Origin of the sequence: Suilimivivens sp. (assembly GCF_037359455.1) — a bacterium.
Taxonomy (GTDB): domain Bacteria; phylum Bacillota; class Clostridia; order Lachnospirales; family Lachnospiraceae; genus Suilimivivens; species Suilimivivens aceti.
Genome location: NZ_JAXXXI010000048.1, coordinates 36,530 through 49,337, shown reverse-complemented (window position 1 = coordinate 49,337; position 12,808 = coordinate 36,530). Strand labels below are relative to the sequence as shown.

Annotated in this window: 8 protein-coding genes; 1 reads left to right on the top strand and 7 read right to left on the bottom strand. The window is 47.6% G+C overall.

Translation table 11 applies throughout. The annotated features are described in order from the left end of the window. The 5 genes from WJQ40_RS10145 to WJQ40_RS10125 all read right to left on the bottom strand — a co-directional run. Window positions 1–1,068: hypothetical protein (locus WJQ40_RS10145; RefSeq protein ID WP_337539831.1), on the bottom strand; the 1,068-nt coding region annotated here is incomplete at its 3' end. An 87-nt stretch (window positions 1,069–1,155) separates the two neighbouring features. Beyond that, window positions 1,156–1,629, bottom strand: coding sequence for a ribose 5-phosphate isomerase B (rpiB, locus tag WJQ40_RS10140; RefSeq protein ID WP_262573686.1), 474 nt, complete (start codon window positions 1,627–1,629; stop codon window positions 1,156–1,158). After that, entirely contained in the window at window positions 1,626–2,267 is a 642-nt protein-coding gene (gene dhaL / locus WJQ40_RS10135) for a dihydroxyacetone kinase subunit DhaL (RefSeq protein WP_118797510.1), read from the bottom strand. The genes rpiB and dhaL overlap by 4 nt, the downstream gene beginning before the upstream one ends. Then, window positions 2,264–3,274, bottom strand: a complete 1,011-nt coding sequence (locus tag WJQ40_RS10130) for a dihydroxyacetone kinase subunit DhaK (protein ID WP_262573690.1) — start codon at window positions 3,272–3,274, stop codon at window positions 2,264–2,266. The genes dhaL and WJQ40_RS10130 overlap by 4 nt, the downstream gene beginning before the upstream one ends. 1 nt (window position 3,275) lies before the next feature. Next, entirely contained in the window at window positions 3,276–4,346 is a 1,071-nt protein-coding gene (locus WJQ40_RS10125; RefSeq protein ID WP_118797688.1) for an alcohol dehydrogenase catalytic domain-containing protein, read from the bottom strand. A 257-nt stretch (window positions 4,347–4,603) separates the two neighbouring features. On the opposite strand from WJQ40_RS10125, the gene WJQ40_RS10120 reads away from it, so the two are divergent. Then, window positions 4,604–5,716, top strand: a complete 1,113-nt coding sequence (locus tag WJQ40_RS10120) for an ROK family transcriptional regulator (RefSeq protein WP_262573693.1) — start codon at window positions 4,604–4,606, stop codon at window positions 5,714–5,716. 11 nt (window positions 5,717–5,727) lie between these two features. Here WJQ40_RS10120 and addA read toward each other — a convergent pair whose 3' ends face one another. Beyond that, window positions 5,728–9,351, bottom strand: coding sequence for a helicase-exonuclease AddAB subunit AddA (gene addA / locus WJQ40_RS10115; RefSeq protein WP_337539827.1), 3,624 nt, complete (start codon window positions 9,349–9,351; stop codon window positions 5,728–5,730). Beyond that, entirely contained in the window at window positions 9,342–12,806 is a 3,465-nt protein-coding gene (gene addB, locus WJQ40_RS10110; RefSeq protein WP_337539825.1) for a helicase-exonuclease AddAB subunit AddB, read from the bottom strand. Before addB ends, addA begins: the two co-directional genes overlap by 10 nt. Window positions 12,807–12,808: the final 2 nt, after the last annotated feature.

Genomic DNA, 12,808 nt, shown 5'->3' with positions numbered 1-12,808 from the left:
TGATAATGACTGTCTCTCCAGCGCATTTGGCATATCCTTAACTGCAATCCAGTGCTCCGGTGCATTGCAGGTGGCAATTGCCCAGTACAGATGCAGATCCGGTGCATATGCCCTGCTTGTCACAAAGCTGACAATTTCACCAGCTTCCCATACATACAGCCACTCACCGCCTCTGTGTCCCCAGTTTTCCTCTCTTGCCTGGATGCAGACTGCACCCACACCGCTTTCGGACAACAGCTTATAATCCACACCGTAGTCATAAATTGCATCTACAGCTCCTCTTGCCCAGGGATCCATGGAAACAAATTCTTTTCCATGCTTTTCCAATCCCTGTTTCATTTTTTTAAAGAAAGAAGCCCACCTCTGCGCATAAAACTTCATCCAAAGTGACCGGTTCCCGGGATCATTCCAGATAAAGTCTGCCTGTTCAGACGTCTTCTCACCCTTAACCTTTATTCCTGACCAGGTTTCAAACTGATCGATCATATCCGGATGGAAATCCCCATCCTTCAGCATAACGCCAAGACCGCACCAGCCATCTCCTGCCAGAAAGCCATCCATATGAAAATCCTCCAGATATCTGATCAGATCTTCCAGAAATACATCTTCATAGTAGCGTCCATCTGGAAGCCTTCTCAGCGGATTAATGGATCCTGTACTATTCCGTAAGGAACCGCCATCCCTTGTCATGATGAAAATATCATATTCATCCGCATGCTCCATAAGCCATTCTGCTCTGGTATTGTATTCATCATGTATATTCGGCTGGGCAAGTGCACCAAAGAAAAATTTGGTTCCTGCCTTATGCAGTTCCTCTACCAATCCGTACAGCTGCCTCTGGCTCCAGACATTACCGCCCGGCATTTCTCTTTCACATGTCCACAGGTAAGGCACTGTCGCATTATCAATGATCCCGTTATAGGAATGAACCTGTTCTACAGAGCATTCCAGCAGAGTAACAGCATCTGGAACAAATCCCAGTGTTTCCAAATAATTATGTACCCCATAATCCTTCTCCCTGTTGTCAAATGCCCTTAAATCTAGCGAATCCAAAATATGATAATTCATACCTTCACCTCACTTGTTTTTTGAATTTCATTATTTGAAATTTAATTTCATTTCTTAACCATAGTATATTCCACGCTACAGAAAATGTCAATCAGATACTTGTTTTTTTACTTTGTCAAAATAGTATTGTTCCACTTCTCCGATCCGTTTCACCTTGGGAAGTGATCCTCCGCCAGAGAACTCTGCTTTTAGCCAGATATCAACCAGGCATTTAGCCAGCTCCTTCCCGATCACTCTTTCTCCCATGCAGAGGATCTGTGCGTCATTGCTTTTTCTGGCTCTCTCTGCAGAATATGGGTCATGACAGACTGCTGCCCGTATCCCCGGGACTTTATTGGCCGTAATAGCCATTCCGATTCCAGTTCCGCAAACCAGAATGCCCCGTTCATATTTTCCTTCTGCCACTGCCTCAGCTACCTTCCTTGCTATATCCGGGTATAAAACAGTTTCTCCCTCTGCCGCTCCGTAATCCTCATATTCAACACCGATATCAGACAAATGCTCCATTATCGTCTTTTTCAGCTGATATGCTGCTTCATCACAGCCAATTGCAAGTTTCACCCGATCACCTCCATTATACCGTCTGCAAAGCTCTGAAGCAGGATACAGCAGGATACAGCCCCGGCATCCAGTACACCTCTTGACCGTTCCCCAAGTCTGCTGGCACGTCCGAATTTTGCTATCATATCCTTCGTGGAATCTCTTCCACTCTCTGCAGCCTTTTTCATCTGTACAAGGGCAGTCTGCATATCCGCACCCTCCTGGCCGGCTTTTTCCAAAGCTGCCACTGCAGGTGTCAGTGTATCCATCAGCGTTTTATCTCCTGTTCTTGCTCCAACAAGCTCTTCCAGCTCCTTTTTCGCCTGATCCAGCATCTGGTACAGATCTGAAACTGTAATCTCATCTTTTCCGTCTGCTTCATCTGCCATTGCCATAAATACAGTTCCATAGATCGGACCCATGGAACCGCCGATTTCATTAAGCAGGATCATCCCCAGCTCTCTCAGGCCTTCACTCAGATCAAACGTTTCCTTTTCAAACCGCTGCTGAAACAGGCTAAAGCCTTTATTCATATTCATCCCATGGTCACCGTCTCCGATCAGGCCGTCAATTTCACCGAGGTAATCCTTATTTTCTTTAATTCCACTGACCATCCTCATCAGAACAGGCTTTCCATCCTTGTTATGAAACGCTTTCATCCCTTCTCCTTCCCTTTTTGCTTCAATCCTACTGTATTAACAGGCATATCAAGGAGCTCCTTTAATTCCTCATCAAGCTTCATTAATGTAAGCGTTGCACCCATCATATCTAATGATGTAAAATAATTTCCCACATATGCTCTGTAGACTGCAATTCCTTTTTCCTGCAGAAGCTTTTCCACCTCATTGTATAATACATACAATTCCATTACCGGTGTCGCCCCAAGCCCGGAAATCAGCACTGCAACCTCATCACCTGCTTCAAAAGGATAGTCCGGCAGGATGATATCTGTCATTCTCTTTGCCATTTTATCAGCCGTTTCCAACTCACACACTTCTATTCCAGGCTCTCCATGGTGTCCTATCCCTACCTCCATAGTGCCATCCTTGATCTCAAAATTAGGATGTCCCACCGCCGGAAGTGTACATGGTGTCAGACCAATACCAACACTCCTCGTATGGTCAATTGCCTTTTGTGCTGCATTGATCACCTCGTCAAGTGAACCGCCCATTGCAGCCTTGGCACCGCCACATTTCCACATAAAGATCTCCCCGGCAACTCCTCTTCTCTTTTCTCTCTGATTCTTAGGAGCGCTGGCCACATCATCATTGGCAATCACTGTCTTTATCGTCAGGCCCTGCTTCTGTGCCATTTTCACAGCCATTTTTACATTCATGTTATCCCCGGAATAATTTCCATAGAGACAGGCTACTCCCTTTCCCTGATCTGCACATTTGGCCGCATCCAGAAAGGCAACTGCTGTAGGGGAAGAACAGATTTCACCAACTGCTGCAGCATCGCACATATTTTCTCCAACATAACCAATGAATGCCGGTTTATGTCCGGAGCCGCCTCCGGTGATCACGCCAACCTTTCCTTCGCCTTTGCATCTGGCTTTAACAACCCGCTTATTTTCCGTGGCTTCTACTATATCACTATTTGCTTTCAGAAAGCCGCTCAGCATCTCGTCTACAATATTGTCCGGATCATTGAGAATCCTCTGCATACTATCCCTCCATTCCCGGTACCAGAACAACCTTCATTGCTCCATCTTCTCCGGTCTGTGCCAGATGAAATCCTTCTTCCCACTTCTCTAACGGGAATTTATGACTTACCACTCCGGCAGTCGGCAGCTTCCCATTGTCAATCCATTCGATCACCGTGTCATAGCAGTAGGGACTCAGATGTACACCAAGAAGATCCAATTCTTTTCTGTCAGATATGATGCTCCAGTCCACAGATACCTTTTCTCCAAATACAGAGAATTCAACAAAACGTCCCAGCTTACGGATACAATCCAGTCCCTGCTGTACACTGGATGGATGTCCGGTTGCTTCAATATAGATATCACAGCCATATCCGCCTGTCATCTCCTTGATCTTAGACACCACATCTTCTTTTCCCGGATTCATGACGATATCCGCCCCAAATTCCTTTGCTTTTTTCAAGCGCTCATCGTTCATATCCAAAACTACCAGGCACTTAGGATTTGCCTGTCTCAGGGCTCCGATCATTCCGAGTCCCAGTGTTCCTGCTCCTGACTGCACCACAAAGTCTGTCGTCTTTGGCTGTGCCCTGTCCACACAATGAAATGCACATGCATATGGCTCGATCAGAGCAGCCTTCTCAACAGGCATATCTGCGGGTACCAGATATGGAAGCGCTTCCTTCGTCAGACGTACATATTCAGCCATACCGCCATTTACATTATTCTGGAAGCCAAAAAGATCGTGCTTTTCACACATCCAGTGTCTTCCGGTTTTACAGAACATGCATTCGCCGCAGGGAACAATCTGTTCAGGACAGATTCTGTCTCCAATTTTCCAGTTTCCCTTGACCTTATCACCAATTTCCACAACCCTGCCAACAAACTCATGGCCAGGGATCATAGGTGCCTTAATGTAGGGAGGATTTCCATCACCGCCCCAGAAGCTCTTTGCACCATGGAAGGCCTTCACATCACCTGCACAGATCCCACAGGCTTCTACCTTCAGGATCATTTCACCCTCTCCTGCTCTTGGGGTATCCACGACCTCAAATCTGTAATCGCCCGGTGCATAAGCAACAATTGCTTTCATCTTTTTTGGTAACTCTCTTGCTGTATCCACTCGCTTCCCTCCTTTTTTTGAACCGCTTTTGTGAACTTCTTTTGCAAATTCGTTTTGCAAAAATTTATGTTATAAGTTTATACGAACATTTTTTATTAGTAAATGACATATAATCAAAAAAAATATATATTTTTTTGTGCACTATACACAAAGCTTGCTGTTTGTAACAGGATGTGTTATCCTGAACAAAGCATTGGTATAATTTTTAGAAAGAGAGCTTTACCCTTATGAATGGTCAACCAAATCCCATAACCCGCAAGCGGGTATATGAGCTGATCTACAAAACACAACGTATTTCCAAGCAGGACATTGCATACCAGCTAACGCTCAGCTTACCAACGGTATCCCAGCAGCTGCAGAGTCTGGAAGCCTCTGGTCTGATCGAAAGAAATGGCTCCTTCGCTTCTACAGGCGGACGTAAGGCGCAGATTATATCCTGTATCTATGATGCCCGGATTTCCATCGGAATTGAAATCCGTCTTAATACGCTTTCCATGGCAGCTATTGACCTGAGAGGAACCCTGCTCCACACTATCCAATACGCTGTTCCCTTTTCCAATACACCGGATTATTTTGAACTGCTGGGTGAAAAGCTGACTCATTTCCTGACTTCACTTGCATACCCATCTTCTTCTATTCTGGGTATCGGTATCGTACTGCAGGGACTGATCTCTGCGGATGGAAAAACAGTTACCTATGGAAAAATCCTAAATTGTACCGGTCTGACCGTACGTGCCATTTCCAAATATCTGCCCTTTCCCTGCACAATGATCCATGATGCTGAGGCCGCAGCTACCCTGGAGCTATGGCAGCAGCCGGAAAAGAAAAATGCAATATTCTTTCATATACGGGAAAATCTGAGTGGTGCTCTTATCGTAAATGGAAAATTCCTGAAGGGTTGTGAATTAAAAAGTGGTGTTTTTGAACATATGACAATCATACCAGACGGAAAGCCCTGCTATTGCGGCAAGCGCGGATGTATGGAAACCTGCTGCTCTGTTTCTGCCCTTCTCGAGGGGGATGAAACTCTTGAGGATTTTTTCCTTCATCTGAGAAAAAAAGAGCACAGCTATGAGGAACGCTGGCTCTCTTATCTTTCTGCGCTGACTATTGCAATAGATAATCTCCACATGGTTATTGATTATGACGTAATTCTCGGTGGCAGTATTGCTCCTTATATTACAGACAATGATATTGATCTATTGTTATCAAAGATTCAAAAGGCGAGTGCATTTCCAACTGACCGGCATTTTATATCCGCTGCCTCCTGTGCCGGCATACCGATTGCCTGTGGTGCTGCTCTTCCTTATATCCGTAAATTTTTAGAATCCCTGCACTGACAGCCTTATCATCAAAGCCGGATCTCCCTTGACAGGGCAAAGGAATAGATCAGCTTCTCCTTCACGCTCTTTCCGGTAAGACGCTCAAGTGCCTGCGCATAATAATCAAGCTGCACCTGATACCGCCGGATCAGTTCTTCTGATGTTTCTACCCGGTCTGTCTTATAATCAGCTACCACGATATAGTCCTCTTCTTCGAAGAAAACATCTATGATTCCCTGGATCAGCACAGTTTCTTCTTCCGGGAGATCCTCTCCCAGCTTGTTTGCCGGAAGTCCAAGGACAAAGGGCTGCTCTCTGTAAAGCTTCCCTGCCTGCTGTGCCCTTGCCATTCTTCTGGCAAGGGCAGTATTCAGAAAAGCCTCTATCTTGCGGTCTGCCACCGCATCTCTTTCTGCCTGCTTCAGCCTTCCGCTTTCACACAGCGCCTGAAGCTGCGCACCCAGCTGCTTCTGATCTGCTCCTGCACCCGAAGCAGCTTCCTGTTCCATCTTCTCTTCCCACGCCAGCACCCCTGCAAGATCCAGCAGCTCCATGACCTTATGGTAGGCTGTTCCTCGGTCTGTTCCCGACATGGTTTCCTGTTCCCTGATAAAGGATGGAATATAAGGAGTAACCTCAGGCTGCGGAAACAGCTCTCTTGTAAAGCCCTCCTCTCTCCCTTCTGCCATACCACCGGAAAGCTCGCTGATTGACCTTTCTGATAAATGACCCATCCCGGCTTTTTTCAGTTCTGACACCGTCGTCTTCACAATGAGATGCTGCAGCTCCATATGGGGATAGGCTCTGTTTAGCTTTTGTGACATTTCTGTCATAATCTCATTATCCACACTGGACAATAGAAGCTCCTGTTTACTGTCATAATTTCGTATGGTTTCTTCCACTTCCTTCGTAAACAGCTCTTCACTGCCCAGAAAGGTTACCTCATCTGCCCTGAAGCAGGGAAGGAGAAAATCAAGGAAGGAGCCTGCCGATGCCAGCACGGAAAAGGGCACCTTTTCATATGGTTCTCTCTGTTCCATCGCACTCTTTACCTTCTCAAGGTCAGACACCGCTGCTGTCAGGATCAGCTTTTCCCTGGCTCTTGTCATGGCTACATACAAAATACGCATCTCTTCTGACAAGGCTTCCAGCTTCAGCTTTGTTGCGATCACATTTTTCCGCAGTGTCCTGCTGCTGATCCGCTCCCTGCTCTGCACATAGTCCACACCGATTCCCATATCCACATCCAGGATCAGGCTTCCGCTCATATCCGTCCTGTTAAAGCGGTGGGAAAGTCCCGCCACGAAGCAGACCGGAAACTCCAGTCCTTTACTCTTATGGATACTCATGATCCGGACAACATCTGCATTTTCATCCAGTACATCCGCTTCTCCATAATCGACCTGATACTTTTCAAGCTGTTTCATATACCTAAGGAAATGAAACAGTCCGTAATAGCTTGTTTTCTCAAATGCTGCCGCCCGTACCAGCAGCATTTCCACATTGGCTCTTCTCTGGTCTCCGCCAGGCTTTGCCTGGATATACTCAAGGTACCCCGTTTCTGTCAGAATGCTCTGGATCAGCTTATGGATAGGGGTATACACTGCCATTCTCCGCCAGCGTCTGATTTTCTTAAGGAAACCGGAAACCTTTTCGTCCTGCTCCCCCCTGACCAGATCCTCATACAGAAGACTGCTACGCTCCCCTGCCACACGGATCCCGGCAATCTCTTCCTCTGAAAATCTTCCAAAGAAGGATTTCATTGTTCCAAACAGCGGAATATCCTGCATGGGATTGTTTAAGACCTGCAGAAGTGCCAGGATCTCCCGTACCTCAGCCGCCTGAAAATATCCCGTCCGTGATGTCACATAGGCCGGAATTCCCTCCTTCTCCAGGATTCCTCTGAATTCCTCTGCTGTTGAGGAAACAGCACGTAAAAGGATCACCATATCACTGTATTTCACCGGGCGGAGGCCGCCGCTTTCCTTGTCCTGTACCTGCAGTGTCCTGTGCAGCTCCCGGATACGGGAAGCAATCATGACCGCTTCTGATCCGCTGCCTGACAGTCCCCCCTTCTGATCCTTCTCTGTCAGCAGGATTTCTGTTCCATACCCTTCCCCTTCCGGATAAACAGCTCCCGGATACAGAGCCGCCGCATCATCATAAGATATTCCGCCGATCCTTTCTCCCATGATCCTCTCAAATACATGGTTGATACTGGTGATAACCTCTTTTCTGCTACGGAAGTTCTGATGCAGATCAATTCGTTGTCTCACTGAGTCATCATTAGAATAACAGGTGTATTTTTCAATAAAAAGCTCCGGTCTTGCCAGTCTGAACTTATAAATGCTCTGCTTGACATCTCCTACCATGAACCGGTTGAATGCGTCCTCTTCCTCTCCGGAAACACTTTTAAGGAGCAGCTCCTGGACCAGATTGCTGTCCTGGTACTCGTCGATCAGGATCTCAGCAAAAAACTGCCGGTACTCCCTGGCAGCCGGTGTGGAAGCAAGGCTTCCATCCTCCTTTCTCTGAAGCAGGATCTGCAGCGCCATATGCTCCATGTCACTGAAGTCGATCACATTTTCCTGTCTCTTTTTTTCCTCAAACCGGTGCAGGAACTGTATGGTCAGTGCAAGCAGTGTCCTGACCGGTCCTGACGCCTCCTGCATTCTGCGGATCACTGTTTCTGCCGGAAGCAGGAAGAAATTCTCCTGCAGCTCATCGATCTGCTTTTTGACTGCATTCCGGATCTCCTTAGCCTGATCCCGGATGACCGGATCCACACTGTCATCCTTTTTCCCCGGCAGCCTGTCAAAATGAATCCTGGAAAAAGCCTCTCCGAGTGCCTGATAGCTGTCCCTTCCGGCCACAGCCTCCAGCATTTCCACCTCTCTCTCCAGCATTTCACCATAATACCAGGGCCCTGATGGCTGTTCTGCCAGCCTCACCGCCTCACGCATCCTGTCAGCGTCTTCTCTTATACATGTTAAAACATAATTTAACAAATACTCCACCCATTCCTGGGCTTCCAGTCCTGATACGTCTGTTATTTTATAATCCTCTTCCCGTTCCTTCAGCCATTCCTCCGGCCATGGATGACTGATGGCAAAACCATGCAGCTTTCCTATGTATTCCTCGAGAGCCCTGTCACTGCTTCCTCCGGTAAAATATTCCACACAGGCATGAAACTCTTCTGTGCCTTCCTGATACCATTCCTCCAGAAGCTCTGTCAGCACATCCTGCTTCATCAGCTTCAGCTCACCCTCATCTGCGATCCGGAAGGCAGGATCCAGCCCGATATCGTTAAAATTATTCCTGACCACAAAGAGACAGAAACTGTCAATGGTCGTGATCTTTGCATTGTGGAGAAGAGTGCTCTGCTTCTGCAGATGCTCATTTTCCGGTTCCTCAAGCAGCGCCCTTTCTATGGCAAGGCTGATCCTCTCCCTCATTTCTGCCGCCGCAGCACTGGTAAAGGTCACCACCAGAAGCCTGTCAATATCGACCGGTGCTTCCTTCCTGGTGATCATCCGTATGATCCTCTCAACCAGCACTGCTGTCTTACCGCTTCCTGCAGCCGCTGATACCAGGATATTCCGGTCATGGAGAGTGATCGCCTTAAGCTGCTCCTCTGTAAATGTTACTGCCATTGCTCTCCTCCCTTCCCGGATCCGTCTCCGGCTTTTTCCTGCATCATAGCTTCCCTCATTTTTTCCATAATGGCATCTCTGCCCTCATCCTTCAGCTCCCTGACCTGATAGCCCGGCAGCTTCTCATCAAAGCTGCAGACACTCCTGTAAGCACAGTACGTACACGCTGTTCCCTGTCCCATTTCACAGGGACTGACAGCCATATTCCCGGAAAGGATCTCCCGCCCAAACTGTCTGATCTTCTCATTTACATAACCGGAGATCACCTCATAATCCTCCTTTGATACCACACTGGAGGAGGCAGAGAAGCTGCCATCCTTTTTCCGCTCTACCGGGATCAGCAGGGATTTTCCGGACAGGGTTCTGTCAAGAAGGCTCACCACCGGTTCCTCCGCACTGACAATTCCTGTTGTCCGCAGCTCCTTCAGCATCCGGTCATTTATTTCCTCCGGCGACAGCTCCTTTTCCTCCTTAACCAGGGGGTCTGCCACATGATAGTAAAGAAGGGCTGCCGGTACTACCTCCTTCCCCGGATTCCTCCTTTTCTCCATTTCCACAGCAACATTCATGTAAACAACAAGCTGGAGCTGCAGTCCGTAATACAGGGCTGCCAGATCAAATTTTTTGTTTCCGGACTTATAATCGATCACCTTTACATAAACATGCTCCTCATCCTCAAAGGTATCGATCCTGTCGATCCTTCCCTTCAGCTTCATCTTTTCGTGCTCTGACAGGGCAATATTTACGGCATCCAGATCCTCTACTCTCTGAAATGACATTTCAAAATGAGAAGGCACAAAGGCACCACCAAGAAGCTGTGTCTTCAATGTCCTGACCGTTCTCCTCAAAATCCGGAGGATCCGTTCCGTCATATATTCATAACGGGCGTTACTGTAAAGAATCGTTTCTCCATAAGAGGTTGTGCTCTCCAGCAGAGCCTCCTTCAGCCAGACATCTGCTTCTGTTTCATCAAAATTGAACCAGGTTTTTCCATGCTCTGCAAGTTTTCCTGCAAAACGCTCCAGCACCATATGATATATATTTCCAAGGTCTGCCGGTTCAAAGCTGTATTCCTCCCGCTCCCTTAGCTGCAGCCCATACTGCAGGAAATGGGAATAGGCACACGCTGCATACCGCTCCAGACGGCTGATACTGTTCTGCAGCATAGTGCCGTAAATTTCTCTGGCCACCTGTTCAGAGAGCGGTGAATGCGAGTATCCTGCAAAGGCTGCTTCTGTCATCTCTTCTGCAAGCTCCCTGTAATCCTCATTCTGCCGGTACAGCTTCAGAAGTGCTGCTGTTTCCTTTTCATGCTCCCGTCTTCCCTCCCTGTATGCCTGCAGGCCTTCTGCCAGCAGAAGCAGTCCGTCCCTTGGTCCGCAGAGTCTTTCTGTCACTGAAGTAACCATGTCCGGATATTCCTTATGAATACCCGGAAATATCCTCTCGATCAGGGAGATCAGATAGGAAGGCCTGATACTCTTTCCGTCACTGCCACAGCGTGCATAGGACAGATACAGCCGCTCTGATGGCTTCGTCAGATTCATATAAAGATACAGTCTCTGGATATACATTTCCTGCCTTGGTGTAGGCGCCAGCTCAATGCCGGAGGTCTGCAGGAATTCCCGGTCAATATCGGAAATGATACCCCCTCCCTGACCACTCTTTGGAATATTTCCATCATTTACGCCAAGGAAAAACAGAATCTTCACCTGCTTCAGCCGGGTCCTCTGGGTATCCCCCACGACAACCCTGTCCACACTGCCCGGAATGATCCCGATCTCGATCTCGGCAAAGCCGGCATCCAGAATATCCGCAAATTCCTGCAAAGACATTTCCTCATCCTTTAGAAGCGCCTCGATCTGCTCTAAAAGCTCCATGACAAACCGGTATACCTGGGCATATTCCCGTGCCTTTTCCGGTCTTCCATTCTCCTGGAACCACTGCTCATAGGACGCAAGCTTTGCTGCCATATCTGCCTGCACAATAAAATCATACAGCATTCTGACATATTCCCCGGCACTTCTGTGCTTTTCAAGCAGGGGCATCATCTGCAGCATCAGTTTTTCCCTTGTTGCATTCAGTCCAGCTAGAAATAACGCCTGTTTTTCTTCTGGTATCCCTTTTCCTTTTCTGACAAAGACCTCCTGATAGCTCTTCCTTCCCCGTATTCCCAGGGAAACTACATAATTTTCCAGCCTGTCGACCTCTTCCTCCTCAAAACCTGCCAGTCCGCTCCGCAGATAATGGAATACTGATTCATAGGAAAAGTTCGTCAGCACCATTTTCAGGCTGCTCCTTATAAATTCAATAAAGGGATTCAGCAGAAGTCCCCTTGTCCTGTCCATGAACATAGGGATCTCATACCGTTCCCCTTCCCGTTCCAGATAATCTCCATAGGTTTCCATATCTCCAACGATAACGGCAATATCCCGGTAGCTGTACCCTTTAGAAAGTACCAGCTCACGGATTTTTTCAGCCACAGCTCTTGCTTCACCTGCCGGAGAAAGACATTCTGAGAGCTGCAGTGCTTTCGTTTCTCCTGCAAAAGGGGCAAAAGGATACCGGAACAGGCTCTTCTCCAGATGTGCCAGTGCCGGGTTCTGTAAAAAACGATATACCGGCTCTTCCTTCAGATAGACATCCTCCATCTTCTCTACACTGGCTTCCTCTGCCAGCCTGCATAGATCCCGGACCGTCTTTTTGCTTAGATAAAACAGCTCCTGATCCCCTGCCATTTTGTAGGGGTCATCATAAATATCGATTGTTATTGAAACGATGACTCTTTCGGTCAGCTCCATCAGACGCTGGATCAGCCGGTTCTGGATCGGTGTAAAGCCTGTAAAGCCATCAAATATGATCACACTGTCCCTGATAATGGCAGACTGCTCCACTGCCCTTGTCAGAAGCTCCAGTGTTTCCTCTGTCGTTATGAATTTTCCTTCCTTACAAGTAAGAAATGCCCGGTAAAGCTCACTTAAATCCTTTAGCTTCCCTGAAAGGGTTCCTCTTCTTCCTGCAAATCCGGCAAGCCCGTCCACATCCTCCGGTGTCAGACCGTACTGCATGAACTCTGACAGAGCTGACTTTACCTCATGGATATAGCCGATCCGGTTCAGATTCTTTCCGATCACGCTTAAATTTTCCCTGTGCTTTTCGGCGATCCTCCTGAGGATCAGACTCTTTCCTGTATCATCCAGTACCGTTTCCGTTGTAAAACCGGTTTCCTCAAAAATCCTGTGGGCCAGTCTCCCAAAGCTCAGTACATCAATATTCATGATCCCCTTTTTCTTACTGGCATTCACCAGGTCAAGCTGGGTCTGCATGGTAAACTGATCGGGAACCAGAAACAGAAAGCTGCGTCCCGGCTCCTTTTCCGCCCATGTGATGATATCTCTGTGAAGCCTGTGGCTCTTTCCACTTCCGGAAGGGCCAAAATAAAACTGCAATGCCATTT